Below are 25443 nucleotides of genomic sequence, written 5' to 3'. Positions count from 1 at the left end.
GAACATAATATAAAACCCCCGGCATGTGTTAAACGCGAATACGGTTTTGGGGCCTTCATGATCTCTTCGGCGCTCGCCGCAACGATGGCGCGAAAAAACATCCACTACGGCTGGGCCGTTGCCGCCGCGGCATTCCTCACTATGCTCGTGACGGCAGGGGCCGTGGGCGCGCCGGGCGTTTTTATCGTCCCGCTCGAAAAAGAATTCGGCTGGAAGACGTCGGAGATCTCATCGGCGTTGGCCATCCGTTTCATCCTTTTTGGGCTGATGGGGCCGTTCGCGGCCGCGTTCATGAACCGCTTCGGCATTCGCCGCATGGTGCTGACGGCGCTCGTCATCGTTGCCGCCGTGCTCGCCGCGTCGTTGGCGATGACCAGCCTCTGGCAACTCGTTCTGCTGTGGGGCGTCGGCGTCGGATTTGGAACGGGACTGACGGCGATGGTGCTCGGCGCCACGGTCGCGACACGCTGGTTCTCCGAGCGGCGCGGCCTGGTGATGGGCATGCTGTCTGCCAGCACGGCAACCGGCCAGCTGGTCTTTCTGCCGCTGCTCGCCAAGCTCACGGCGCTTTACGGATGGCGTCTCTCCGTCGCGTTCATCTGCGCGGTGATCGCCGTTGCTGCCATCGTCGTCTGGCTCTTGATGCGCGACCGCCCCGCGGATATCGGCCTGCCACCTTACGGTGCGAAGGACATCGTTCCCACGCCGCCGCACACTGAGAATTTTGCTGCGCTGTTGCTGACGCCATTGTTGGTCCTGAAAGAGGTCTCCACAAGCGGAGCATTCTGGGTGCTGTTCGGCACGTTTTTCATCTGTGGCGTAAGCACGACCGGCCTGATCCAGACGCATTTCATCGCGCTGTGCGGCGATTACGGCCTCGCATCCGTCGCGGCGGCCAGCGTGCTCGCGATGATGGGCGTCTTCGATTTCTTTGGCACCATCGGCTCGGGCTGGCTATCGGATCGTTTCGACAACCGCTGGCTGCTCTTCTGGTACTACGGCCTGCGCGGGCTATCGCTGCTTTATCTGCCGTACACCGACTTCACATTTTATGGTCTGTCGCTTTTCGCGATGTTCTACGGCCTCGATTGGATCGCGACCGTGCCGCCCACGGTCAAGCTGACGACGCGTTATTTTGGGCCTGAAAAAACCAACGTCATCTTCGGTTGGATCTTCGCCGGCCATCAGATCGGCGCAGCGACGGCGGCATATGGAGCAGGGCTCACGCGCACCGAGTTCGCGACCTATCTGCCGGCGTTCTTTGCAGCGGGAATTGCGTGCCTCGCCGCGTCGCTGCTCATTCTGTCGCTAAAGAAACCGGAGAGTGCGCCCGCAATGCTCGATGCCAAAGCAACAACGTAAGGTGTAAATAATCAGACGGCGTAAGCCGCAGCGATCAATAATCCGCCGACAATGGCGGCGTTCGTTTGCCATGCGGTCTTGGCGGTCTGCCGCATCGGTTCATCCATGTTCCAGAAGTTGAGCAGCATGATCGAAGCGGCGATCGTGAACACGATCAAGCCGAACGCAGCGGCGGCCGTGAAGATATTGAGAACGAAAAGCGCGCCGGCAACAATCTGGAAGAGAGAGCCGACGATTAGGACGAGGCGAGGGTAGGGGATGCCGCGCGCAGCGACCATGGCGGTCAGCGGCGGCATGATGAAGAAGTGATGCACGCCCGCGTAGACAAAAAATCCGCCGAGCAGCACGCGGCCAAGCCCCAAAAGAAACGCGCTGAGGCTGAGCATTCTCTCGATCCCCCGAATCTTTTCCCGCTGAGCCTACTCTATATCAATGGCCCGCAAACGCAGCGCATTTCCGATCACGCTGACGGATGACATCGCCATCGCTGCAGCCGCGATGACGGGCGATAGCAGCAAACCAAAGACCGGATAGAGCACGCCTGCCGCAATCGGTACGCCCGCGGCGTTATAGATGAAAGCGAAGAACAGGTTTTGCCGGATGTTCGACATCGTGGCTTCGGACAGCCGACGCGCTTTCGCGATGCCTCCAAGGTCGCCTTTGAGCAGCGTAACGCCCGCGCTTTCGATCGCGACGTCGGTGCCCGTTCCCATCGCGATGCCGACGTCGGCGGCGGCGAGAGCAGGGGCGTCGTTGACGCCGTCGCCCGCCATCGCAACGGCGTGGCCGCGACCTTTGTATTCGTTGACGATGCGCGCCTTGTCTTCCGGCAGCACATCCGCCTTGACGTCGTCGATGCCGAGCTTGCCGGCGACAGCCTTCGCCGTCGTGGTATTGTCGCCCGTCAGCATGACGACATGAATACCGCTGGCTTTGAGTTTTTTAAGCGCCGATGCCGTCGTCGCCTTGATGGGATCGGCGACCGCAATGATACCCGCTGCCTGCCCATCGACCGCGACGTAGACCGCGGTCGCACCGTCGGCGCGCAGCTTTTCCGCGTCTGCATCGAGTGACGACGTCGAGATGCCCGCTTCGTCGATGATCTTCCTGTTGCCGATAACGACGGCGCGGCCGTCGATGGTGCCGCTGACGCCTTTGCCCGACGGTGCTGCAAAATCGCTGACCGGCGAAAGCGCGATATTCCGCTCGCGTGCGGCAGCGACGACGGCCGCGCCGAGCGGATGCTCGCTCGCCTGTTCAAGACTTGCCGCGAGCTTCAAAAGCTCGGCTTCGTCAACACCGGACGTGGTGCGGATCGCGGTAACCTTCGGCTTGCCTTCAGTCAGCGTGCCGGTCTTGTCGACGACGAGCGTGTCGATCTTTTCCATCCGCTCCAGCGCTTCGGCGTTCTTGATCAGAACGCCCGCGCGCGCACCGCGTCCGACGCCGACCATGATCGACATTGGCGTTGCAAGACCAAGCGCGCAGGGGCATGCGATAATCAGCACTGAGACCGCTGCGATGAGAGCGTATGAAAACCGCGGCTCTGGACCGAACGCCATCCACGCGATGAACGCCAATACTGCGACGCCTAAGACCAGCGGCACGAACCAGCTTGCAACCTCATCGGCCAATCGCTGGATCGGCGCGCGGCTGCGCTGTGCATCCGCCACCATCTGGACGATGCGCGCGAGCATCGTATCGCGGCCGACCTTTTCGGCGCGAATGACGAGCGCGCCCGAGCCGTTGATCGTGCCGCCGATCACCTTCGCACCGGCCGTTTTGCTGACGGGCATGGACTCGCCGGTCACCATCGATTCATCGACGTTGCTTTTGCCATCGATGACTTCGCTGTCGACCGGTATGCTTTCACCGGGACGCACGCGCAGTTTGTCGCCGACGACGATGGTCTCGACTTGCACTTCTTCTTCGGAATCGTCGGCCTTGATGCGCCGCGCTGTCTTGGGAGCAAGATTGAGCAGCGACCGGATGGCGCTGCTCGTCTGGTCACGCGCGCGAAGCTCAAGTACCTGACCCACGAGAACCAGCACCGTGATGACTGCAGCCGCTTCGAAATAGACGGGCGCTGCGCCATCCATGCCGCGTAGGCTTTCTGGAAACAAGCTCGGCGCCAGCGTCGCGACAATGCTGTAGACCCACGCTACGCCCGTTCCGAGCGCGATCAGTGTGAACATGTTGAGGTTGCCAGTCTGGATCGATTTCCAGCCGCGCTCAAAGAACGGAAAGCCCGCCCACAGCACGACGGGCGTGGCGAGCACGAGCTGCACCCAATTCGAAACCGTTGGGCTGATGAGGTGGTGCAGATCGAAGATGTGTCCGCCCATTTCGAGCACGAACACTGGCAGCGCCAGCGCAAGGCCAATCCACAGACGCCGCGTCATGTCTTCAAGCTCAGGATTCGGCTTGGCCTCGGCCGATACGATCTCCGGTTCGAGCGCCATGCCGCAGATCGGACAAAAGCCCGGCCCGACCTGGCGGATCTGCGGATGCATCGGGCAGGTGTAAATCGTGCCGGCGGGGACGTTCTCAGAGCGCGCTTCGGCGGGTTTCAGATATTTCGCAGGCTCGGCGAGAAACTTCGTCCGGCAACCGGCAGAGCAGAAATAATAAGACTGTCCCCCATGCTCGGCGCGGTGCTTCGCCGTAGCGGGATCAACGCTCATGCCGCACACGGGATCCTTCGCCTTGTGCGCGGCCACGCCGTGACTATGACCCGAATGATCATGATGGGCGTGATCGTGCGCCTCAGCAGTCGCGCCGTCTTTCGCGGTCTGATGCGAGCAGCAGCTATGCCCGTTCTGGCCACTGTGATCGTGTCCGTCGGTCGGTTTACCTGCCGCCATCATTCCGCATCCTTGATTCCGCGTACCCGCCTAGGGCATCGTTTGACAGATATACCCCCATAGGGTATACGTCAAGGCATGCAGAAACAGACAAAAACCGCGTGCTTGAAACGCCTGAGCCGGATCGAGGGACAGGTGCGTGGCATCGCCAAGATGGTCGAGGATGACCGGTATTGCATCGACGTCGTCACGCAGATCTCGGCCGTTCGCGCCGCCCTTCGCCGTCTCGAAGAGGAAGTTCTGAAAGATCACGTCGCACATTGCGTCGAGCACGCAATCGCCAGCGGCAACTCGGCCGAGCAGCGCCGTAAGGTGGCGGAATTAATGGATGTGTTGGCCCGCTCTTCGCGCTGAACTTCGTCGGACAAGGAAAATCGGCTTTTATCAATATTGAGCGTTTCTTCGTTACAATTTGAAATACCGCCCATGCGTCGATGCCATTGATTTGCCACGCCGATGACGACTTCAGGCATCACATATTGAACGACGGAAATGGCGTTCCGATCTGTTCAGCCATGACTGCCCTACGGGTAAATCAAAGAATGCGCGGGATTCAATGAAAGCAATCATTCTGTCGATCGTCGGCGTGTCGGCGTTAGCCGGTTCGTCGACCCTGGCCTCAGCCCAGCAGTGGCAACAATGGAATGACCCGCGTGGCGCACCCGTGCAGGGCTATTCCCAGTATGGCTACGACGAACCGCAGGATGACGATCGCTACTTCGATCAGCAAGACGGCCCGCGCGCCGATAATCGCTACGGCGATCCCGACAGCGACCCGCGCCGCTACGATCCCCGCTACAACGGCAACCGCGACGGCGGCTATTACGCGCCCTATCCGGGGCGGCGGGTCTACGGCAGCGACGGCTATGATAAATATGGATACGATCGCGACGATGATGGCGCGTGGGACGCAGCGCCCTCTCGCGAAGAAGAAGAGCGGCTGAGCAGGTCGCAGGGCGTCAGCGGCGGATCGCGCCCTTATATCCGTCCTGTGGCGCCGCCGAAGGTGGCCTTCAACGCGCCGTACGCGCCGGGCTCCATCGTCATCGATACCAGCGCGCGCAAACTCTACTACGTGCTCAACACGCACACGGCTTACGCCTATTCGATCGGCGTCGGCCGTCAGGGTTTTGCCTGGACCGGTAAGGAAAAAGTGTCCCGCATTGCTGATTGGCCGGATTGGTATCCGCCCGCAGAAATGCGCCAGCGCCAGCCGGGACTTCCCGTGCGCATGCTCGGCGGTATCGGCAATCCGCTCGGCGCTAAGGCAATCTATCTCGGTAACACGCTGTATCGCATCCACGGCACCAACGAGCCGAAGTCGATCGGCAAGGCGATGTCGTCAGGTTGCTTCCGGATGATGAACGCGAACGTGCTGCATCTTGCGTCTCTCGTGCATGTGGGAACCGAGGTGACGATCGTGCGCTCACTGAGCGGCCGCGTGGCTGCCGCAGAGAAGTCGCGGTCGAAGCCGGCTGAGCGGACGTCGGTGAAGACCTCTGCGGCTGCGCCGAAAACGAGCCCGCAATCGCCGCACATCATCAATCGTCAGTCGGAACGCCAAGCCGACGACGATGGCTGGGACCCTTATAATGGTTGGCATTGACGCAATGCCACGTGTGCGGGGCCAAGGGCATCGCAGCGCCTATGCGTCGTCGTCTTTCTCCGGCGGTGGATTGCCGTTCTTGTCCCAAGTGATGAACGGATAGCGCGCGAGGTTGGAATTGCCGTAGCGGCGGTCGTTGGTCACTTCGCGCCCGGCCCACTGCGGCAACGCCAGCGCCTGATCCGGGCTTTTGAGTTCGGCTTCGGCAAGCACCAGCCCTTTGTTCGCGCCTTCGAAGACGTCGACACTCCATACGACGCCGCCATAGGGCACATCGTAGCGCATCTTGCTGATGATCGGCTCGACGCTGAACTGCTTGATCATCTCGACAGCGTCGGCTTTCGGAATCTCATATTCGTATTCATGCCGGACCAGCATGCCCGGTTCGCTCTTGAGCGTGATGTAGCCCTTGTCACCGTAGATGCGAATGCGGGCTCGGAGCAGCGGCGTGCGCGCGAAATAGCCCTGCAGAATGCGTTCAGAACCCGTCACCGCCTCTCTCCAGGATGCGTCATGGATCAGAAATTTTCGTTCGATTTCGAGTGCCATTCGCCCTCCCGTCGTCCGCGCCGCAAACGAAGAACTGCGACGCGTCGCACAGACTGTAGCTCGTTCTGACGGCCGGAATGTTGCTGCTTGCTTTCCGGAGCAGTACGAATTGTTGGAACCGCATGCGACGACCTGTTGAGACCGAGCCGGCGGGAGTTCGCGACCGGGCGGAACTCTCCCGCCGTCGCAACGTAGCAGTTAGGTCCGCGCGCTCCGATTGCCATTGATCCAGGCCAAGAGAGGCGCGACGAAAACATTACTCTTGCATATTGTTCGGAAAATCCGATCTAAGGCACATCAACCCTCCAAACCGGAACCGGCCCATGAAAATCGATTTGACCGACAAGACCGCCCTCGTAACTGGCTCGACGGCCGGTATCGGACTGGCCATCGCGAAAAGTTTGGCTCAGGCCGGCGCCAAAGTGGTGATCAATGGCCGCAAGCAGGAGACGGTCGATAAGGGCATCGCCGCCGTGCACAAGGCATGCAACGCTGCGGCTGTCACCGGTGTCGCTGCCGACGTCGCTACCGCAGCAGGCTGCGATGCCTTGATCGAGGCGGTGCCGTCGGTCGATATCCTGATCAACAATGCCGGCATCTTCGAGCCGAAGCCCTTCTTCGATATTCCGGACGCCGATTGGATGCGCTTCTTCGAGACGAACGTGATGTCCGGCGTGCGCCTGACCCGCGGCTACCTGAAGGGTATGCTTGAGCGCAACTGGGGCCGAGTGATCTTCATCTCGTCGGAGTCAGCGGTGAACATTCCCGTCGAGATGATCCATTATGGGTTCACCAAGACCGCGCAGCTCTCGATTGCCCAAGGCGTCGCTCAACTGACGGCCGGAACCAACGTCACCGTCAATTCCGTCTTGCCGGGGCCGACGCTTTCCGAAGGTGTCGATGACTTCTTGAAGTCGATGGCCGAAGCTGCAGGCAAGAGCACGGACGAGATGGCCGCTACTTTCGTGAAAGAACACCGCCCGACCTCGCTTATTCAGCGGTTCGCGAGCGTTGAAGAAGTCGCCAACATGGTTGTGTACGCGGCGTCCAAAGAAGCCTCCGCCACCAACGGCGCAGCGCTCCGCGTTGAAGGTGGCATTCTTAGAATCATCGGCTGATCGCGGCCGGCCTCCTCGACGCGTCATGCCGAGGAGCCATTGCGCAGATGAAAAGCGGATGCTCGGCACAGTCACGCGTGACTGCCCCGAGCATCACAACTCGATCTGGAGATCAATTCTGCGGCTGCTTTGGCGGCACTTCGATCTTTACGCCCGGAGCTTCGATCTTCGTGCCTTCGTTGCCCTTTTCGATATGCGTATAAGGCGCATCGATCGTCGTCTGATCGCCCGGCTTATTGGTTTCGACTTTCGCCGCCGGCGTATCGACAAGCACTTCTGTGTGTGAACGCCTATAGGTCGTCACCGCACCGATGACGACACCCGCAGCGATCAGGCTAAGCGCAATGAAGATGAGAAGTTGGCGGGTTTGCATAGGCATCCCTCCTTTTTCGTTTTTTAGCCGAATCTTATTGTAACGCGATGCGGCCGGAAAAGTTTCTTCACGGATCAATGTTCAGACTACTCATGGTTCTGCTGAACGGGTGGCAATTTCCAGCTTCGGCTCGCCCGAGGCATTCGGCTTGAGTGTGTATAGTTTTTTGTTTTCCGCCGTTACCTTCGCGATTTCCGTTGCCGAAGAAAAGACGCCGCCGGGCTTGGTAATAACGAGCTGCTGTTGCGAGCACGATGAGTGAACGACGGAAACTCCAGGCTTCAGGTCATAGGTCTTGCTTCCGTAGGAATAGTTGAGTTCCACCTTTGCGAAATTCTTGATCTGGAATGTCAAGATTTTCGAAGCAGGCTGGCCGAACAGTTCGACCGATATGAACTTCGGTTTGGCGCCTGGAGCGCGCACAACGCCGACGCCGATTTCGGATACGCTGGCGCGAAGAATGTTGGCGCGATGCGGCGGCGAGTTCATCCAGCCCGCAATGGCTTGCAAGGCAAGCTCGCCAGTATCGAAGCCGCCGATGTTCTGGTCCATCGCGAGGTTTTCGGCGATATCGCAATGTTTGTAACCGACGCTCTCGGCGCGCTGGGCCGGCGTCCGGCCGTCTGCGGTGTGTGAAAACCTGCCGCTCGTTGCCACCTTCTGCGCAAACGCGCGCGCAGCCTTGGCTAGCATGGCATTGACCTTAAGCGCCGGCAGATTTTTTTCTCGACGCACTTCGTTCGTCATTTCGACGATGTGTTTTTCAACCTGAGGCAGGTCTGGCACGAGCGCCGCCATCGTTCATCCATTCTGGCCATCTGATCCCCTGCTTCTAAGAGGAATAGCGGCCCTCACATGCGGATGCCATCCCGTCCGATCAAGGAGCACAACGGACTGTGGATTTTGTGTCGCGCCGCTCGCCTCGGGGACTTGTGCCGCATTGCGCCCAAATGGCGCGTCCCTGCAACTCTTGCCGTCCGCAGCGCTGCCCTAGGCTTGAGCGCGCCTCGGCAGCGCTGTAGAGGGATGCGCCATGAGTGACAAACCGATTCTTCCGGGCGATGGCCCCATTGAGCCCGTCGAGCTCAGAGCTGCTCTCGAAGAGCGCTATCTGGCCTACGCCCTTTCGACCATCATGCACCGTGCGCTGCCGGACGTGCGCGACGGCCTGAAACCCGTTCATCGGCGCATTCTTTATGCTATGCGCGAGCTTAGGCTCAATCCCGAGGGCGGCTTCATCAAATGCGCCAAGATCGTCGGCGAGGTGATGGGCGACTATCACCCGCACGGCAACCAGGCGATCTACGACGCTCTTGCGCGTTTGGCGCAGGATTTCGCGGTGCGCTATCCGCTGGTCGATGGCCAGGGCAACTTCGGCAACATCGACGGCGATAATCCGGCTGCTGAGCGTTACACCGAAGCGCGCATGACCGAGATTGCTGCGCTGATCCTCGAAGGCATCGACGAGGAGACGGTCGATTTCCGTCCCAACTACGACGGCCGCGTCGAAGAGCCAGTCGTGCTGCCGGCCGCTTTTCCCAATTTGTTGGCGAATGGATCATCCGGCATCGCCGTCGGCATGGCGACGAACATCCCGCCGCACAATGTCGACGAATTGTGTGCCGCGCTTCTGCATCTCATCAAGCATCCGAACGCCACGATCGAGAAGCTCGTCGAGTTGGTTCCCGGTCCTGACTTTCCGACCGGCGGCGTGATCGTCGAGCCGCGCGCCCAGATCCTCGAAGCCTATAAGACTGGCCGCGGCGGGTTTCGCGTGCGCGCGCGCTGGGACAAGGAAGAGACCGGGCGCGGCGGCTATCAGGTCGTCGTCACCGAAATTCCCTACGGCGTGCAGAAGGCGAAGCTGATCGAAAAGATCGCCGACCTGATGAGCGAGAAAAAGCTTCAGCTCCTCGGCGATGTCCGTGACGAAAGCGCCGAAGAGATTCGCCTTGTGCTCGAACCCAAGAGCCGCACGGTTGATCCCATTCTGCTGATGGAGAGTCTGTTCCGCGCGACCGAGCTTGAAGTGCGCGTCAGCCTCAACATGAACGTGCTATCGGGCGGCCAGATCCCGAATGTGCTCGATCTGCGCGACGTGCTCTGGCAATGGCTAGAGCATCGCATCGAGGTTCTGGTTCGGCGCTCAACGTACCGCCTGAAAAAGATCGAGCATCGCCTTGAAGTGCTCGACGGCTACCTGATCGCCTACCTCAACATCGACGAGGTGATCCGGATCATCCGCCGCGAGGACGATCCTAAAGCCAAGTTGATGTCGAAATTCAACTTGAGCGACGTCCAGGCCGAAGCGATCCTGAACCTGCGCTTGCGCTCGCTGTCGAGGCTCGAAGAAGTCGAGATCAAGGCTGAGCACGACAAGCTTTCGAAAGAACGCCGCGAATTGAAGCAGCTTCTGAAGTCGGAAGAGCTGCAATGGGAGCGCGTCTCTGAAGAAGTCAAGGAAACGCGCGAAAAGTATTCCAAGAAGACGCCGCTCGGCCGCCGCCGCTCGTCATTCGCCGACATGCCCGATATCGACATCGATCTCGATGCGGCGCTCGTCGAGAAAGAGCCGATCACCGTCATCATGTCTGAGAAGGGCTGGGTGCGCGCGCTGAAGGGCCATCAGGACGACCTGTCGAAGCTCGACTTCAAGCAGGGCGACGGCTTGAAACGCGCCTTGAAGGCGTTCACGACCGACAAGCTCGTGCTTTTCGCGACGAACGGCAAATTTTTCACGCTCGAAGCGGGCTCGCTGCCGGGCGGGCGCGGTCACGGCGAGCCGCTCCGCCTTATGATCGATCTTGAAGAAAACCACGATATCGCTGAGCTTTTCGTCCATGACCCATCACGCAAGCTGCTCGTGGCTTCGACCGGCGCTTACGGCTTCATCGTGCCGGAAGCCGAGGTTATCGCCGCAACACGCAAGGGTAAGCAGGTCCTGAACGTCAGCGAGCCCGAGGAAGCCCGCGTTTGCGTGCCGGTTGATGGCGACTACGTCGCGACCATCGGCGAGAACCGCAAGATGCTCGTTTTCAAACTCGACGAGGTCAACGAAATGACCCGCGGCAAGGGCGTCATCCTGCAGCGGATCAAGGACGGCGCACTGTCGGATGCGCGCGTGTTCAAAAAGTCCAACGGCTTGACCTGGCTCGACAGCGCCGGCCGCGAATTTTCGCTGTCGTGGAGCGAACTGAAGGAATGGGTCGGCGAGCGCGCGCAAGCAGGCAAGGTGGCGCCCAAGGGCTTCCCGCGGTCAAATTCGTTCGGTCCCCGATTTTAGTCACACCTGTTGACTGCCGGACCTTGTGGCATTCGCTGCGCGAAGCTACGACTGCCTGCTATGGGTGGGTATCTGAAACGGACGGCGTCCAGGGCCGGGTTCTCGTTGCTGGCGATAGCGTGTGCCGGGTCGGCCGCATGCGCCGTGGAGGCGACGACGGGTTGCTCGAAGGAAGACTTTGAAGCGGTCGTCGAAGAGGCGGCCGGCAGCCTGCGCGACCTTAATTTGAAGAACCGCCCGCCCTTCCAGGAAAAACTGCGCGCGCTGAAAGACAAGCGGCACTGGAGCCATGACGAGTTCATGGAAAAGGCAAAACCGTTCGTAAGGGACGATAAAACCGTCGTCTATGACCAGACGACCAACGAATTGCTGTCCGAGATCGCCATGATGGGCCAGCAGGGGGCCGAGGCCGACACGCCTGATTGTGCACGCATGCAGGATCTGCGCGAGCACATGAAAAAGCTCGTCGATACGCTATCGGCGAAGTGGGCCTACATGTTCCAGAAGCTCGACGCCGAACTCGCGAATTGATCGAGTTCAGGACTTATCTGTCATCCCTCTGCGTAAAGCTCAGGACACGCTCCATTGGCATCCGAGGTGTGGCAGGCGCAACTACTGCGGAATGTCTTCGTCGTCAGGCGCGCGTTCCCAGCGGTCGGGTCCAAGACGTTCCTGCGGCTTGAAGCGCGTCTTGTACGCCATCTTCCGCGAACCCTCGATCCAATAGCCGAGATAGACGTAAGGCAGTCCGATCCGGCGCGCGAAGGCGATGTGTTCGAGGATCATGTACGTTCCAAGGCCCGCATCGGCATCGTCAGGATCATAGAAGCTGTAGACCATCGAAATGCCGTCGCTCAGCCGGTCGCACAGTGCAACTGCTTTGAGCGGCCAGGTATCGAAGTCGAGATCTTCGGCCCCCTCAGGCTTTTCGCGATATTCGGTAAGGAACGTCTCGATGACCGTATCTTCGACCATCATGCGATAGTCGAGCATCGTCATGTCAGCCATGCCGCCGTCGCTGTGGCGCGCGTCGATGTAGGCGCGAAACAGCCGGAACTGCTCCATGGTCGGCGTCGGTGCCGTACGCTGGGCGACGAGACGCGAATTCCTTTTCCATGCCCGTCGCATCGAGCGGTCGGGCTCGAACTGGTCGGCGAGCACGCGAACGGAGACGCAGGCTTGGCAGCCTTCGCAATAAGGCACGTAGGCGATGTTCTGGCTGCGTCGGAAGCCGGTGGTCAAAAGGCGATCGACAAGCTCAGGCGGCTTGTCGTGCGTCAGGTGCGTGAAAAGCTTGCGTTCGAGCTTGCCTGGTAAGTAGGGGCACGGCTGCGGCGCCGTCACGTAGAATTCTGGAAACTTCTTTTGCTGCTCCGTCATTCAGACGCGTCCCTCAGGGCTCCAGCGATTACTGATGATAGGAGGATGAAGACTCCAAATTCAAGGTGCTGGAGATCACTACGCAGCATCAATAGTGAATGTCAGGCAAAATTGTAGAAGCATAGCCGAGCAAAATACGCCTTTTCTGACCGGGCGGGTGCCAGTTATGCGCGCAAGGCGCTGCGTTTTGTAGGCAACTTAACCTGAAGTGGGTGCCCCGAGATGGGACGCCGCTGTGCCTGCATGACGGGAATTCGCATACCGCGGCGCATCGCAATCGCGCAGCAAAGGTCCATTGCGGAGGAACCAGCCGGCTCCAGACAGGCCCTCGTTCGGTGCCGGGGCGAATCCGCTGCACCGATAGGCCAAATCCGGATTATCCGTAATGACCGGAAATCTAAACCTTGAATTCCGGCGAGGGCGCTCTCGGGATGCGGGCGCCGTCCGCGCCGACTTGGCTCGCCACGCCGTAAAGGGTGCATGCCAGGACAAGGGCAACGAACATGATGCCCATCCAGAGCGCCGAACGGCGCACAAACCAACCGACGGTAAGAGTTCCGGATGCGCGCGCATCGTCCCACGCCGCGCCTTCGGCCCGCTCGACACTTTGAGTAGTCATATGCTGATCTGCCGCCTTAGAAACTTGCCTCTGCGACTCACCCGATCACATCGCCCCGACACCCCCATCCGCACAAGACGACCATGCGCGCTTTTGGTGGAAATCGAATCGGATGTGGCATCCGCGCTGCTTATCTGCCGCGAGGAAGGGAGTGGCAAGGCCAAACCGTGGCAAATTCGATACGCTTTGAGGGCGACATGAGGGCCAATCCGCAACAGAAGCCGCGGCAAATATTCCTGACCACAGATTAGGCAGGAAGTGCGACAGCCTTGTTCTTGTGCACGGGAAAATTTCCCGCATACTTGGCTCGATCAGTCCAAAAAACGAATAAAAAACGACCAGAGGAACCGTCCAGGGCACACCGCAATCGCTCCCGCGAGCGATTACCGCTTCAAACCTGGAGGCCCCATGATCGAACTCGTCGTCGCTGTCTGCCTGATCGACCAGCCGAGCCGTTGCAAAGACGTCACGCTGAATTTCGAAGGTCAGAGCGTCAGCGCCAGCCAGTGCATGACCAACGGTCAGATCGAGATGGCGAAGTGGATTGGTGACCACCCCAACTGGGTTATCCAGAAGTGGCACTGCGGCATGGCCGGACGCTCCGCCGACCTCTAGGAAAACTTATAACGAGCCGGCCAGTTGACAGGCCGGTTCCACCTCGGCTCCCTGTGGTCCAAAAGGCCTCAGGGGAACGCCAACAATGTCGACATCATCGAACGTCAAGTTCGCGACGGCAGCCGTGCACGCCGGAGCAGCGCCGGATCCCACGACCGGCGCGCGTGCCACGCCGATTTATCAGACGACGTCTTACGTCTTTAATGATGTCGACCATGCCGCCGCCCTTTTCGGGCTGGAGGCGTTCGGCAACATCTATACGCGCATAACGAACCCGACACAGGCGGTGCTCGAAGGGCGCCTCGCCGCGCTCGAAGATGGCTCAGCCGCGCTGGCGCTTGCCTCCGGTCATGCCGCGCAGTTTCTGGCGTTCCATACGCTGCTTGAGCCGGGCGACGAGTTCATTGCCGGGCGGCAGCTCTACGGCGGCTCGGTCAACCAGTTCAATCATTCGTTCAAGAAGTTCGATTGGAACGTCATCTGGGCGGATGCAACGGACCCGCAATCGTTTGCCCGCGCCGTCACGCCGAAAACGCGTGCGATATTCTGCGAAAGCATCGCCAACCCCGGCGGCATCGTCGTCGATCTCCCAGCCATTGCAGCCGTCGCGAAAGATGCGGGCGTACCGTTTATTGTCGATAATACGCTGGCGACGCCCTACCTCTGCCGTCCGAAGGATTTCGGCGCCGACATCGTCGTACACAGCCTGACGAAATTTATTGGCGGCCACGGCAACTCGATCGGCGGCGCCATCGTCGATTGCGGCACCTTCGACTGGCTCGGAAGCCGCCACCATTACAAATCTCTGGTCGATCCGAATCCCTCCTACAACGGCCTGAAGATTGCCGAGGCCTTCGGGCCGATGGCGTTTGCCATCGCGGCGCGCGTTCTGGGGTTGCGCGACCTCGGGCCCGCAATCTCGCCGTTCAACGCCTTCCTGCTGTTGACGGGTGCCGAGACCCTGCCGCTCCGCATGCAACGGCAGGCCGACAACGCGCTCGCTGTCGCCGAATGGCTCGAAAGGCAGCAGAAAATCGCCTGGGTTAGCTATGCCGGGCTGCCGTCGAGCCCCTGCCACGCGCTGCAGAAAAAGATTTGTCCAAAAGGTGCAGGTGCCGTCTTCACGTTCGGGCTCAAAGGCGGATATGAAGCGGGCGTGAAGCTCGTTTCGGGCTTGAAGCTCTTCAGCCTTCTCGCCAACATTGGCGACACGCGAAGCCTTGTCATCCATCCCGCATCGACGACGCACCGGCAGCTCCGGGACGATGAGCGACGGGCTGCGGGGGCGGGGCCGGATGTCGTCAGGCTATCGATCGGCATCGAAGACATAGAGGACATCATCGGCGATCTCGAACAGGCGCTCGCTGCTGTCTAGACGTCAACGGGAAGGGACTATGAACCACCAGCTTGTTCTTCAATTTCAGGGCGACGACGACGATACGCTCGACAAGGTCATCGCGCTGGAAGATCGCCTGATCGAAGCGCTCGGCAGCTCGACGTCGGCCGAAGTGGACGGTCACGAGCCCGGTGAGGGCGTGATCAATCTCGTGCTGCTGGCAAAGAACGCGACGAAGGTCTGGGAGAAGATCGAGCCGATCGTGGAAGACGCTTCCGACGAGCTCGATATCAACGCCGTCGCGTTCCGCTCCCTCGATGGCGAGGATTTCACGGTTCTCTGGCCGGTCGATTATGAGGGCGAGTTCGAGTTGGCGTGAGCCTTTTCCCCTCTCCATTGTGTGGAGAGGGGCGATCGCCAGCCCTGCCGTTGTAGGCTGGGACGGCCCTAATGCGCTTTAACGTAAGCGCCGGGGGCGTCCTCGATCACGCCGAGCGTGCTGCCGGGAACGCGCGCCGGCACCCAACCGCCCGACTGCTGCGACAGCCATTCGATCCAGTACGGCCACCACGAGCCTGGATGCTCGACGGCGGACGCCTGCCAATCGGCGATGTTCGTCATTGCCGTGCCGTCGGTCCAATACTGATATTTGACCTTATTCGGCGGATTGACCACGCCCGCGATGTGTCCCGATCCGGCAAGCACGAACTCGACCGGGCCGCCGAACATCTGAATGCCGCGGAACACCGACGGCGCTGGCGCGATGTGATCCTCGCGCGTCGCCACCGAGAAGATCGGCAGCGTAATTTTCTTCAGGTCGAGATGAACGCCACCGAGCGTCATGTCGCCCCGTGCCAGCCGGTTCTCGTTATAGAACTCGCGCAGATAGAACTTGTGATTGGCCGCCGCCATGCGCGTCGAATCCTGGTTCCAGTAGAGCAGGTCGAACGGGAACGGCTTCTTCCCAAGCAGGTAATTGTTGACGACATATGGCCAGATGAGATCGCGCGGCCGCATCATATTGAAGACGTTCGCCATGCGCGAGCCGTCGAGGAAGCCGCGCTCCGACATCAGCGCATCGAGACTCTCAAGCTGCAGGTCGTCGGTGAACAGCAACAGATCGCCGGCGAGCGAAAAGTCGACTTGTGTCGTCAGCAACGTGCAGCATTGGAACGGCTCTTCGCCGCGCTGGGCGAGATAGGCGAGGCCGGTCGCGAGCGCCGTTCCGCCAACGCAGTAGCCGAGCACGTTGATCTTATCGAGCCCCGTTTCCTTCTGCACGGCCCGCACCGCTTCGAGGATGCCTTCCAGCACGTAGTCCTCGAAGGTCTTGTCGGCGAGCTTTTCGTCCGGATTGACCCACGAGACGATGAAAACGGTGAAACCCTGGTCGACGACATACTTGATCAGGCTCTTCGAAGCCGTCAGGTCGAGAATGTAGTATTTGTTGATCCACGGCGGGACCATGACCAGCGGCCGCTCGCGGACTTTCTCCGTCGTCGGACTGTATTGAATGAGCTGCAGCAGTTCGTTCTGGAAAACGACCTTGCCGCCCGTTGTTGCCAGGTTACGGCCAAGCTCAAAGGCGTTCGCGTCAGTCTGGCTGATCTTCATCAGATCGCCGGAACGCTTCATATCCTCCGCCAGCAGATTGGCGCCCTTCAGCAGGTTCTCGGCGTTCGAAGCCAGCGTCTCGCGCAAGACCTCCGGGTTCGTCACTGGGAAGTTCGTCGGCGAATAGGCGCTGGTGAGCTGTTTCAGATAGAACTCGGCGCGATGCCGTTCGACCGCATCGAGGTCCGGCGTCGAGGCCAACTGATCCTCAGCCCATTTGCACGCCAGGAGATAAGCCTGTTTGCAGAAATCGAAGAACGGGTTGTGATCCCACTCGGGGTCCTTAAACCTGTGATCCCCGGCAACCGGTGCAATGAGCGGCGGCACGTCCTTGTTCAGCATACGGGTCAGGACGTTGTTCCAAAGCGCCGCGAACTGCCGGAAGAATTCGGCCTGTGCCTCGGACAGCTTAACTGGGTCGGATAGCCATTTCCGGACCAACGCGGTCAATGTCTCGGTCGCGGCCGAAAATTCGCTCGCGGGCGAATAGGGACCCATCTTGGCGTCGGGACGCTCCGCAAGCTGAGCAAGCGCCGTGCTGCCCTGCTCGAACGCTTTCAACAGGTTTGTAGCGAACGCCTCCGGATCCGGAATGCGGTAGGCCGAGAAAAACGGCGGCAATTCGTGGCTGTCTTGCGGCATGGCGGCTTAAGAAGCTTTCTAAGGTTTTTTATCCGTTGGCACGGTACGCGAGTTCGCCAAAACCCTCGACGACAGTGCCGTTAAGAGGGGAGTCGAAGCAAGTGCGAATCGGTCATGTTGGCCCTTCGCAGTAGGTAGGTGGTGATGGCGCCATCATGACCGCGGCACGTTTGCTCCCGCAGTGCGAAAATAATGCGAAACCGTGCCCTTTCGCCCCGTTCGGTGCTACCTCGCGCCGCGGTACTGGACGGACCATGGGCCGCAAGCGTAAAGAGGCGTGCGGCCAAGCATTATCGCGAGCCTGGGCTTTGGTTAAACGACCGTTGATCAGCTTCGCAGCCGCCATATGAATTTCGCCGCGATTGCTGCGGTGCCGAGGGATAAAGATCTTTGAGCGAAGAGTTTCACCGCATCAAGCGCCTGCCACCGTACGTTTTCGCGGAAGTCAACCGTTTGAAGGCGGCTGCCCGAGCGCGCGGCGCGGATATTATCGACCTCGGCATGGGCAATCCCGATATGCCGACGCCGAAGCATATCGTCGATAAGCTCATCGAGACTATCAACAAGCCGCGGACGCATCGCTATTCGGCCTCGAAGGGCATTCCGGGACTGCGCAAGGCTCAGGCTGCTTATTACGAGCGTCGCTTCGGCGTGAAGCTCGACCCCGAAACCGAGATCGTCGCGACGCTCGGCTCGAAGGAAGGCTTCGCCAACATCGCACAGGCAATTGCTGCACCGGGCGACATCGTGCTCGTGCCGAACCCGACCTATCCGATCCACTCGTTCGGCTTCATCATCGCGGGCGCAGCTATCCGCCATCTGCCGGCGTCGAACGGCGAGGATTTCCTGCGCGCGATGGAGCACGCGGTAAAACACTCGATTCCGAAGCCGCTCGCCGTCGTCATGTCGTATCCGTCGAACCCGACGGCCATGACGGTCAGCCTCGACTTCTACAAGGAAGCCGTGGCGCTGGCGAAGAAGCTCGACATCATCATTCTGTCCGACATCGCCTATGCCGAGCTTTATTACGATGACAACCCGCCGCCGTCTGTGCTGCAGGTTCCCGGCGCGAAGGACATCACCGTTGAATTCACGTCGCTGTCGAAGACCTACAACATGCCCGGCTGGCGCATGGGCTTCGCAGTTGGCAACGAACGGCTGATCGGCGCGCTGGCGCGGGTGAAGTCCTATCTCGACTATGGCGCTTTCACGCCGATCCAGGTCGCAGCCGCAGCCGCGCTCAACGGCCCGCAGGATTGCGTCGACGAAATCCGCGCCATGTATAAGAGCCGCCGCGACGTACTCGTTGATAGCTTCGCAAAAGCAGGGTTTCCCGTGCCGCCGCCGCCCGCAACGATGTTCGCCTGGGCGCCTGTGCCGGAGCGGTATCGGCACATGGGCTCCGTCGAGTTCGCCAAGATGTTGATCGAGAAGGCCGACGTCGCCGTCTCTCCCGGTGTCGGGTTCGGCGAATACGGCGAAGGCTTCATTCGCATCGCACTGGTCGAAAACGAGCAGCGCATTCGCCAGGCCGCCCGTTCGATCAAGAAGCTTTTCTCCGAGCCGGCAGAAACGCCGGCGGATATTTCCCGCCCACAGCAGTCCGCAATCCGATAATCGACAGCATGGAACCTCTCACCCTTGGTATTGCCGGACTAGGCACGGTTGGCGGCGGTTTGCTTGGCCTGCTGCAGGCGAACGGTCCGCATTTCGCAAACATTGTCGGTCGCGAGATCCGCGTCACCGGCATTTCAGCCCGCAACCGCAAGAAAGAACGCGGCATCGCCGTCGATAATGTCGAATGGTTCGATGATCCGGTCGCGCTTGCTGTGCACCCGTCGAACGCCGTGTTCGTCGAGTTGATCGGCGGCGAGGACGGTATTGCCAAGGCTGCCGTTGAGGCAGCGCTCAATGCCAAGAAGCACGTCGTCACTGCCAACAAGGCGCTGCTCGCAAAGCACGGTGTCGAATTGGCCCGCTTGGCCGAGAAGAACGGCGTCGCGCTGAACTTCGAGGCCGCCGTCGCGGGCGGCATTCCGGTTATCAAGACGCTGCGCGAAGCGCTGGGCGCCAACCGCGTCAAGCGCGTTTACGGCATTCTGAACGGCACCTGCAATTACATCCTCTCCAAGATGCAGTCGGAGAACCGCGCCTTCGACGACGTGCTGAAGGAAGCGCAGGAACTGGGCTACGCCGAAGCCGATCCGACATTCGACATTGGTGGCTTCGATGCCGCGCATAAGCTTGCGCTGCTGACGAGCCTCGCCTTCGGCACCCGCGTCGCCTTCGAGCAGATCCACGTCGAAGGCATTCAATCGATCACCCAGGCCGACATCGAAGCCAGCGACAGCCTCGGCTATCGCATCAAGCTGCTGGGCGTCGCGACGGAAACGGAGACCGGCATCGAGGCACGCGTCTCGCCAGCACTGGTCTATAAGGATTCCGCCATCGCCGAAGTTTCCGGTGTGACGAACGCCGTCGCGATCGACGGCGATTTCTCCGGCAACATTCTCCTCGTCGGGCCGGGCGCCGGTGCCAAGCCGACCGCATCGGCCGTCGCGGGCGATATTCTCGATATTGCGCGCGGCCTGATCGTTCCGCCGTTCGTGACCCCGACCGCCAAGCTCAAGGCGCACAAGCGCGCCAAGCTCGATCAGCATTACGGCTCTTATTACGTGCGCCTGGCGCTTTACGATAAGCCCGGCGCCATGGCCGCTGTCGCGAAAAGCATGGGCGATCAGCAGATTTCGCTCGAAAGCATCGTTCAGCACCGGCCGCAGACGCTGCATGCGCCGCGCATCGGCGGTCGCGCGCCGACGAACAAGGATCAGCCGGTTATCATCATCACGCACGAAACCACCGAACAGGCCGTGCGTAAGGCACTCGAAACCATCGAGAAAGATGGCATCGTCACCGAGCGCCCGCAAATGATACGCATCGAAGAGCTTTGAACGAAACCTTGGGCACCGCGGAAGGACATGGATCATGAGCAGGGCTGAACAAGCAAACGGCACGCACGGGCCGGGTCTCGATCGAATTTTGGTGCTCGAACTGGCGCGCGTGACGGAAGCTGCCGCCATTGCCGCCGCTCATCTGGTCGGACGCGGCAACGAGAAAGCTGCCGACAAAGCTGCCGTTGACGCCATGCGCCGTGAGCTCGGCCGCGTCGAAATCCGCGGCACGGTCGTCATCGGCGAAGGCGAGATGGACGAAGCGCCGATGCTGTACATCGGCGAGAAAGTCGGCACCGGTGAAGGGCCCGAAGTCGATATCGCCGTCGATCCGCTCGAGGGCACGACGATCTGCGCCAAGGCCATGCCGAACGCGCTCGCCGTTCTCGCGATCTCGGAGAAGGGCGGCCTGTTGCATGCCCCTGACATGTACATGAACAAGATTGCCGTTGGTCCGGGTTACCCGAATGGCGTCGTCGATCTCGATGCAACGCCCGCTGACAATCTCAACGCCCTTGCCAAGGCGAAAGGCGTGCCGATCCATGAGATCATGGCTTGCATTCTCGACCGTCCGCGCCACGCCGACCTGATCCGCGCCGTGCGCGACGCCGGGGCCGGCGTGCAGCTCATTCCGGACGGCGACATCGCGGGCGTCATCTGGACGACGGACCCGAAGGAAACCGGCATCGACATTTACATGGGGTCGGGCGGCGCGCCGGAAGGTGTCCTCGCGGCGGCAGCTCTCCGCTGCATCGGTGGCCAGATCCAGGGCCGTCTGATGCCGATGAAAGACGAAGAGCGCATTCGCGCCGAGAAGATGGGCATTTCCGACATCAAGCGGAAGTTCTGTCTCGAAGATATGGCTTCCGCCGACGTCGTCTTTTCCGCAACCGGCGTCACTGACGGTTCGTTGCTGAAGGGCGTGCACATCCGCGGCGACTTCGCGGAAACGGAAACCGTCGTCATGCGCTCGAAGACGGGCACCGTCCGCCGCATCAAGTCGCGGGTGCGCAACGTCGGCTCGCGTTTCGTCTGATCTCGCAGGCCATCCGCTCGCTGGACTCCTATCTCCTTGTGGAGACAACGCGAGCGGATGCCGCCTCACGGCCCGAATCGACCTACAACCTGAAGCGATTGAGGCCGATCACACGAAACGGCGGGGAAACGATTGCGCCCAAATCTCGCGACAGTTGAACAGGACGCCGGCACGGCCGAGCGTTCTTTTCTCGGAGTGACCAAAAGCGCCCGCGGTTTTGCGTGGCGTGAGCGTCTTCCTGAGCATCTAAAGCAAATCGCGACCGCGATCAGCCAGCGGCACGGCTTGCCCGATCTGGTCGGACGCGTGCTCGCCGCGCGCGGGGTTGACTTGGACGCGGTACCGACGTTTCTCGATCCGACGCTGAAAGCGCTGATGCCCGATCCGAGCACGCTGCGCGACATGGACAAAGCCGCCGCGCGCCTTGCCGACGCCGTACAGGTCAAACAGAACGTCGCGATCTTCGGTGACTACGACGTAGACGGCGCTTGCTCGTCGGCGCTGATGAAACGCTTTCTCGAATTTCACGATACGCCTGCGCGCATCTACATCCCGGACCGATTGTTCGAAGGCTATGGTCCGAACGTCGCCGCTATTGAAGGCCTCGTCAACGAAGGTGCGAAGCTCATCGTCACGGTCGACTGCGGCACGACCAGCTATGAGCCGCTCGCCGCCGCGCGCAAACTCGGCGCCGATGTCGTCGTCATCGACCACCACCAGGCTGACGAGCGCCTGCCGGACGTGACGGCGCTGGTCAATCCAAACCGTCAGGACGACATTTCAGGGCAGGGGATGCTCTGCGCCGCGGGTGTCGTCTTTCTCGTTCTCGTCGCGACAACGCGCGAACTCCGCCGCCGCGGCCATTACAGCGGGGCACGCGAGCCCGATCTGCTGGCGCTTCTCGATATGGTCGCGCTGGCGACCGTGGCCGACGTGGTGCCGCTCGTCGGCCTCAATCGCGCGTATGTGAAAAAGGGCCTCGCGGTCATGCGGGCGCGCGAGAACGTCGGCTTGACCGCGCTTTCCGACGCCGCCGGTCTCTCCGTCGCGCCGACGCCCTACCACTTGGGATTCATCCTCGGACCGCGCATCAACGCCGGCGGACGCATCGGTAATGCCGCACTTGGCGCAACGCTGCTCTCGTCGTCCGATCCAACGGAAGCGCAACGCATCGCCGAAACGCTCCATCGGCTCAACAAGGAACGCAAGGATATCGAGACGGCCGTGCTCGAAGAGGCGATGGCGATCGCCGACCGGCAGGTGACGGATAACCCCGATCGCGCGATCCTTGTTGTCGGTTCTGATGCCTGGCACAAGGGTGTGGTCGGACTTGTCGCGAGCCGTCTGGTCGAACGCTTTCGCCGTCCGGCCTGCGTCATAGCCTGGGATGCAACTGCGATGGGCACCGGCTCGCTACGCTCGGTTCCCGGCATTGATCTCGGCGCTGCCGTGCGTGCCGCTGTGACCGCAGGCCATCTAGCGAAGGGCGGTGGACACGCCATGGCGGCCGGTCTGACGGTCAGCCGCGACAGCCTTGCGCCGCTCGAAGCCTTTCTGCAAAGCCACCTCGGCGCGGCAGCAAAAGGTATGGGCGACGTCGCGCATCTCGATATCGACGCGTCGCTCGTCGCGTCGGGCGCTACGTCCGATTTGATGGACCTGATCGAACGCGTCAGCCCCTTCGGTCAGGGCAACGCCGAGGCGCGCTTTGCGCTTCCCGCGCACCGCGTGAAATTCGGCAAGATCATCGCCGACGCGCATGTGCGCGTCATTCTCGAAGGCGGCGACGGTTCGCGCGTCGACGGCGTCGCATTCCGCGCCGTAGGCCAGCCGCTGGGCGACCTTCTGCTGTCGGCAAGCGGGATGCCCCTCCATGTCGCAGGCCACCTGCGCAAGGACACCTGGGGCGGCCGCGAACGCATTGAAATGCAGATCGAAGACGCCGCCGATCCCCGCCGCCAGTAGGAATTTGCGCCGCTTTTCGAGGTGGCCCATCCTGTCGCAGGAAATAGGGGCGACGGCGGCTTGCCAAAGACGCCCAAAGCCGCTTATACGGTGCCCCTTGTTGCCGACGGACGCTCCCTTCGTCTATCGGTTAGGACGTCAGATTTTCAATCTGAAAAGACGGGTTCGACTCCCGTAGGGAGCGCCAAGCTTTTCCTAAGCTGTTGATCTCGCAATATCATCGCAAAATCAGTTGCTTGCATCCGCCCAGGTGGTATCAGCGGGTGGTATCAATTGATGCGAACGATCATGGGCGTAGTGAAGAACCGCTTCGGCATTTATGTCGTGCGGAAGAAAGTGCCAGCGGGTCTAGAAGAGGCCGTGGCGCGGATCATCGGAAGCGATAAGCAGCGCGCGTCGTGGCTCCAGAGATCGCTCGGCACGAGAGATGCGAAACAGGCCAATACCGCCGCGTTACCAATCTTGATGGACTTCGACGCGACCATCGCTAAGGCCGCTGCGTCACTGAACCCTCTGCCTAGACGAGAGTGCTTGAGCGCATCCGAAATTGGCGCGATGGCCGACTATCACTATGCAACTGTCCTCGAAGAGGACGAGGAACTTCGGCGCGAAGGCGGCGGCTCAGAAGACCTCTATCTTAGTGTTGCGAGGCAACTCTCCGAAGAGCGCGTCAAAGCCAATTACAGCTTTGAACTGCAACCGCCGAGGGCATTCGGACTGAGCGAGCGCGAGCTACAGCACAACGCAAATGCTGTGGAGGTCGCCCTTCCAGAAGCACGAAAGGCTTTGGCCCGAGGCGATATTTCGTTCGTCGAAGAAGAACTCGAAGAGCTGTGCGAGATTTTCGGCTTCGACCTTAACCCCAATTCACCGTCATATCGGTCTTTGGGGAGTGCGGTTCTCAAGCGGTACGTTCAAGCGCTAGAAGCGATAGCAGAGCGAAACAGCGGTAAGGTGGTTGACACGCCGACGCTTGTTGAGCCGCGCGGCGGCATCGACGACAAAACGCAGACGCTGGGAAGTTCTGTTCTGGACGAGGCTCTTGAGGGTTGGAAGAAGGCGACGAACCCAACCAGGAACACGGAGCGAGAGTTTGAACACGCACTGCGTCGCTTCAAAGAGCTTCATGGGGACTTACGGATCGAAGACATCACACGGCGTCACGTGTCAAAGTTCCGTGAGGCCCTTCAAGAAATCCCGAAAAATCGCACCAAAGCGCTTCAGGAACTGGACTTAGGTCAGCTGGTCGAATGGTCGAAGCTGCATCCCGACGCGCCCCGCCTAGCGAGCACGACCGTCAACAAGCTACTAACGGGGATGCAGGCGATTACGCGCTGGGGGTATGACAATGGTCTTGTGCCCGACAACACGCCTTGGGCGGACCCGTTCGCCCGAATGCGCTTAGACACCGAAGAGCCTGATAGGGAGCCGTGGAAAACTGACGAACTGAAAATTCTTTTTGGATCACGGGTCTATTCGGCTGGTGACCGGCCAGATGCTGGTTGCGGCGAAGCCGCGTACTGGCTTCCAATCCTCGCTCTTTTCACGGGGGCTCGGCTAGGAGAACTAGCCCCGTTGACCGTGGCAAACGTGATTAAAGACGAGGGGTCCGGCGTTCATTTCTTCGAGATTACGAGTGACGAGGAAAGGGGTGTCAGGCTGAAGACCCGTTCGTCAAAGCGCATCGTTCCGGTGCATCCCAAACTTGTGCATTTTGGGATTTCTTGAATTGGTCGAAAGCCGTCGAGAGATAGACCCGAGAGCACGGCTATTTCCGTTGATGAAGAAGGGAGCGCGGGACGGATTTGCCGACAGTTGGTCAAAGTGGTTCGGAAGGTATACGAGAGAAATCGGCATCCCTGATGGCGGTCCCGTATTTCACTCTTTCAGACACGGCTTCAAGGACGCTCTTCGCGGCGCTGGGGTGAGTGAAGACATCAACGATGCTCTGACGGGCCACAAGGGCGGCGGCGTAGGGCGTTCCTACGGCGCTAAGGACATGGCCTCACGATTTGGAATGAAACGATTGGCCGATACAGTCGCAAAGGTAAGCTATCCCGGATTGAAACTGGCTCATCTCCGTTGGGTCAGTCCACAGCCTGAATTGGTTGAGCGTCCTTGAGCAGCAAA

General features: G+C 60.5%; 22 protein-coding genes and 1 tRNA gene. 15 read left to right on the top strand and 8 right to left on the bottom strand.

Annotated elements, in window-relative coordinates; genetic code table 11:
- The first annotated feature begins 57 nt into the window (after positions 1–57).
- A complete protein-coding gene (locus ACLB1Z_RS13540; protein WP_409560337.1) occupies positions 58–1362 on the top strand; it encodes an MFS transporter in 1305 nt (434 codons plus the stop codon).
- Positions 1363–1373: 11 nt separating this feature from the next.
- On the opposite strand, the gene ACLB1Z_RS13535 is transcribed toward ACLB1Z_RS13540, so the two are convergent.
- Entirely contained in the window at positions 1374–1748 is a 375-nt protein-coding gene (locus ACLB1Z_RS13535) for a DoxX family protein (protein ID WP_409560336.1), read from the bottom strand.
- 33 nt (positions 1749–1781) lie between these two features.
- Positions 1782–4226, bottom strand: a complete 2445-nt coding sequence (locus ACLB1Z_RS13530) for a heavy metal translocating P-type ATPase (protein WP_409560335.1) — start codon at positions 4224–4226, stop codon at positions 1782–1784.
- A gap of 78 nt (positions 4227–4304) precedes the next feature.
- On the opposite strand from ACLB1Z_RS13530, the gene ACLB1Z_RS13525 reads away from it, so the two are divergent.
- Positions 4305–4580, top strand: coding sequence for a metal-sensitive transcriptional regulator (locus tag ACLB1Z_RS13525; RefSeq protein ID WP_409560334.1), 276 nt, complete (start codon positions 4305–4307; stop codon positions 4578–4580).
- Between the two features lie 202 nt (positions 4581–4782).
- A complete protein-coding gene (locus ACLB1Z_RS13520) occupies positions 4783–5832 on the top strand; it encodes a L,D-transpeptidase (protein ID WP_409560333.1) in 1050 nt (349 codons plus the stop codon).
- A 39-nt stretch (positions 5833–5871) separates the two neighbouring features.
- Here the strand turns inward: ACLB1Z_RS13520 and ACLB1Z_RS13515 are convergent, their stop codons facing one another.
- The gene (locus ACLB1Z_RS13515; RefSeq protein WP_013948131.1) at positions 5872–6381 is read right to left on the bottom strand and encodes a CYTH domain-containing protein; all 510 of its coding nucleotides are present in this window, start codon (positions 6379–6381) and stop codon (positions 5872–5874) included.
- Between the two features lie 323 nt (positions 6382–6704).
- On the opposite strand from ACLB1Z_RS13515, the gene ACLB1Z_RS13510 reads away from it, so the two are divergent.
- Complete coding sequence (locus ACLB1Z_RS13510; RefSeq protein ID WP_409560332.1) at positions 6705–7499, top strand: SDR family NAD(P)-dependent oxidoreductase; 795 nt, start codon at positions 6705–6707, stop codon at positions 7497–7499.
- A gap of 112 nt (positions 7500–7611) precedes the next feature.
- On the opposite strand, the gene ACLB1Z_RS13505 is transcribed toward ACLB1Z_RS13510, so the two are convergent.
- The gene (locus ACLB1Z_RS13505) at positions 7612–7872 is read right to left on the bottom strand and encodes a hypothetical protein (RefSeq protein ID WP_409560331.1); all 261 of its coding nucleotides are present in this window, start codon (positions 7870–7872) and stop codon (positions 7612–7614) included.
- A gap of 90 nt (positions 7873–7962) precedes the next feature.
- Positions 7963–8670, bottom strand: coding sequence for a CAP domain-containing protein (locus ACLB1Z_RS13500; protein ID WP_409560330.1), 708 nt, complete (start codon positions 8668–8670; stop codon positions 7963–7965).
- Positions 8671–8905: 235 nt separating this feature from the next.
- Here ACLB1Z_RS13500 and parC point away from each other — a divergent pair, with 235 nt between their 5' ends.
- Both parC and ACLB1Z_RS13490 read left to right on the top strand, forming a co-directional pair.
- Positions 8906–11155, top strand: coding sequence for a DNA topoisomerase IV subunit A (parC, locus tag ACLB1Z_RS13495; RefSeq protein ID WP_409560329.1), 2250 nt, complete (start codon positions 8906–8908; stop codon positions 11153–11155).
- Between the two features lie 144 nt (positions 11156–11299).
- Positions 11300–11686: a hypothetical protein gene (locus tag ACLB1Z_RS13490; RefSeq protein WP_409560328.1), complete on the top strand. Its 387-nt coding sequence runs from the start codon at positions 11300–11302 to the stop codon at positions 11684–11686.
- An 81-nt stretch (positions 11687–11767) separates the two neighbouring features.
- Here ACLB1Z_RS13490 and ACLB1Z_RS13485 read toward each other — a convergent pair whose 3' ends face one another.
- Together ACLB1Z_RS13485 and ACLB1Z_RS13480 are read right to left on the bottom strand one after the other, a co-directional pair.
- A complete protein-coding gene (locus ACLB1Z_RS13485) occupies positions 11768–12535 on the bottom strand; it encodes an arginyltransferase (RefSeq protein WP_409560327.1) in 768 nt (255 codons plus the stop codon).
- 397 nt (positions 12536–12932) lie between these two features.
- On the bottom strand, positions 12933–13154 hold the full coding sequence (locus ACLB1Z_RS13480) for a hypothetical protein (protein ID WP_013948123.1): 222 nt from the start codon (positions 13152–13154) through the stop codon (positions 12933–12935).
- Positions 13155–13562: 408 nt separating this feature from the next.
- Between ACLB1Z_RS13480 and ACLB1Z_RS13475 the strand changes: the two genes are divergently transcribed.
- The 3 genes from ACLB1Z_RS13475 (at position 13563) to ACLB1Z_RS13465 (ending at position 15484) form a co-directional block, all read left to right on the top strand.
- On the top strand, positions 13563–13769 hold the full coding sequence (locus ACLB1Z_RS13475) for a hypothetical protein (RefSeq protein WP_013948122.1): 207 nt from the start codon (positions 13563–13565) through the stop codon (positions 13767–13769).
- 85 nt (positions 13770–13854) lie between these two features.
- Positions 13855–15144 carry an O-acetylhomoserine aminocarboxypropyltransferase gene (locus ACLB1Z_RS13470; protein ID WP_409560326.1) on the top strand — a complete coding sequence of 430 codons (1290 nt, stop codon included), beginning with the start codon at positions 13855–13857 and terminating at the stop codon, positions 15142–15144.
- A 19-nt stretch (positions 15145–15163) separates the two neighbouring features.
- Positions 15164–15484, top strand: a complete 321-nt coding sequence (locus ACLB1Z_RS13465) for a hypothetical protein (protein ID WP_409560325.1) — start codon at positions 15164–15166, stop codon at positions 15482–15484.
- A gap of 68 nt (positions 15485–15552) precedes the next feature.
- On the opposite strand, the gene ACLB1Z_RS13460 is transcribed toward ACLB1Z_RS13465, so the two are convergent.
- Positions 15553–17361 (bottom strand): PHA/PHB synthase family protein, encoded by a 1809-nt coding sequence (locus ACLB1Z_RS13460; protein ID WP_409560324.1) that lies wholly within the window; start codon positions 17359–17361, stop codon positions 15553–15555.
- A gap of 390 nt (positions 17362–17751) precedes the next feature.
- Here ACLB1Z_RS13460 and ACLB1Z_RS13455 point away from each other — a divergent pair, with 390 nt between their 5' ends.
- The 6 genes from ACLB1Z_RS13455 (at position 17752) to ACLB1Z_RS13430 (ending at position 25041) form a co-directional block, all read left to right on the top strand.
- The gene (locus ACLB1Z_RS13455) at positions 17752–18978 is read left to right on the top strand and encodes an LL-diaminopimelate aminotransferase (RefSeq protein WP_024276046.1); all 1227 of its coding nucleotides are present in this window, start codon (positions 17752–17754) and stop codon (positions 18976–18978) included.
- Positions 18979–18986: 8 nt separating this feature from the next.
- Complete coding sequence (locus ACLB1Z_RS13450) at positions 18987–20312, top strand: homoserine dehydrogenase (protein WP_024276045.1); 1326 nt, start codon at positions 18987–18989, stop codon at positions 20310–20312.
- Between the two features lie 34 nt (positions 20313–20346).
- Positions 20347–21348: a class II fructose-bisphosphatase gene (gene glpX / locus ACLB1Z_RS13445; RefSeq protein WP_409560323.1), complete on the top strand. Its 1002-nt coding sequence runs from the start codon at positions 20347–20349 to the stop codon at positions 21346–21348.
- 132 nt (positions 21349–21480) lie between these two features.
- Positions 21481–23313, top strand: a complete 1833-nt coding sequence (gene recJ / locus ACLB1Z_RS13440; protein ID WP_409560322.1) for a single-stranded-DNA-specific exonuclease RecJ — start codon at positions 21481–21483, stop codon at positions 23311–23313.
- 112 nt (positions 23314–23425) lie between these two features.
- Positions 23426–23500: transfer RNA gene (locus ACLB1Z_RS13435), tRNA-Glu, on the top strand.
- A 110-nt stretch (positions 23501–23610) separates the two neighbouring features.
- On the top strand, positions 23611–25041 hold the full coding sequence (locus ACLB1Z_RS13430) for a hypothetical protein (RefSeq protein ID WP_409560321.1): 1431 nt from the start codon (positions 23611–23613) through the stop codon (positions 25039–25041).
- The last annotated feature ends 402 nt before the right edge of the window (positions 25042–25443 follow it).

The organism is Hyphomicrobium sp. MC8b (genome assembly GCF_905067615.1).
Classification (GTDB): Bacteria; Pseudomonadota; Alphaproteobacteria; order Rhizobiales; family Hyphomicrobiaceae; genus Hyphomicrobium_B.
The sequence above is the reverse complement of the archived record's forward strand: the minus strand, read 5'-3'. Positions and strand labels throughout refer to the sequence as shown.

Excerpts from the sequence above, each read along its gene's own strand:
- ACLB1Z_RS13510 (WP_409560332.1), top strand. The coding sequence starts at position 6,705 with ATGAAAATCGATTTGACCGACAAGACCGCCCTCGTAACTGGCTCGACG.
- ACLB1Z_RS13535 (WP_409560336.1), bottom strand. The coding sequence starts at position 1,748 with ATGCTCAGCCTCAGCGCGTTTCTTTTGGGGCTTGGCCGCGTGCTGCTC.
- ACLB1Z_RS13470 (WP_409560326.1), top strand. The coding sequence starts at position 13,855 with ATGTCGACATCATCGAACGTCAAGTTCGCGACGGCAGCCGTGCACGCC.
- ACLB1Z_RS13540 (WP_409560337.1), top strand. The coding sequence starts at position 58 with ATGATCTCTTCGGCGCTCGCCGCAACGATGGCGCGAAAAAACATCCAC.
- parC (WP_409560329.1), top strand. The coding sequence starts at position 8,906 with ATGAGTGACAAACCGATTCTTCCGGGCGATGGCCCCATTGAGCCCGTC.
- glpX (WP_409560323.1), top strand. The coding sequence starts at position 20,347 with ATGAGCAGGGCTGAACAAGCAAACGGCACGCACGGGCCGGGTCTCGAT.
- ACLB1Z_RS13530 (WP_409560335.1), bottom strand. The coding sequence starts at position 4,226 with ATGGCGGCAGGTAAACCGACCGACGGACACGATCACAGTGGCCAGAAC.
- ACLB1Z_RS13515 (WP_013948131.1), bottom strand. The coding sequence starts at position 6,381 with ATGGCACTCGAAATCGAACGAAAATTTCTGATCCATGACGCATCCTGG.
- ACLB1Z_RS13465 (WP_409560325.1), top strand. The coding sequence starts at position 15,164 with ATGAACCACCAGCTTGTTCTTCAATTTCAGGGCGACGACGACGATACG.
- ACLB1Z_RS13450 (WP_024276045.1), top strand. The coding sequence starts at position 18,987 with ATGGAACCTCTCACCCTTGGTATTGCCGGACTAGGCACGGTTGGCGGC.
- ACLB1Z_RS13480 (WP_013948123.1), bottom strand. The coding sequence starts at position 13,154 with ATGACTACTCAAAGTGTCGAGCGGGCCGAAGGCGCGGCGTGGGACGAT.
- ACLB1Z_RS13525 (WP_409560334.1), top strand. The coding sequence starts at position 4,305 with ATGCAGAAACAGACAAAAACCGCGTGCTTGAAACGCCTGAGCCGGATC.
- ACLB1Z_RS13485 (WP_409560327.1), bottom strand. The coding sequence starts at position 12,535 with ATGACGGAGCAGCAAAAGAAGTTTCCAGAATTCTACGTGACGGCGCCG.
- ACLB1Z_RS13520 (WP_409560333.1), top strand. The coding sequence starts at position 4,783 with ATGAAAGCAATCATTCTGTCGATCGTCGGCGTGTCGGCGTTAGCCGGT.
- ACLB1Z_RS13500 (WP_409560330.1), bottom strand. The coding sequence starts at position 8,670 with ATGGCGGCGCTCGTGCCAGACCTGCCTCAGGTTGAAAAACACATCGTC.
- ACLB1Z_RS13460 (WP_409560324.1), bottom strand. The coding sequence starts at position 17,361 with ATGCCGCAAGACAGCCACGAATTGCCGCCGTTTTTCTCGGCCTACCGC.
- ACLB1Z_RS13475 (WP_013948122.1), top strand. The coding sequence starts at position 13,563 with ATGATCGAACTCGTCGTCGCTGTCTGCCTGATCGACCAGCCGAGCCGT.
- ACLB1Z_RS13505 (WP_409560331.1), bottom strand. The coding sequence starts at position 7,872 with ATGCAAACCCGCCAACTTCTCATCTTCATTGCGCTTAGCCTGATCGCT.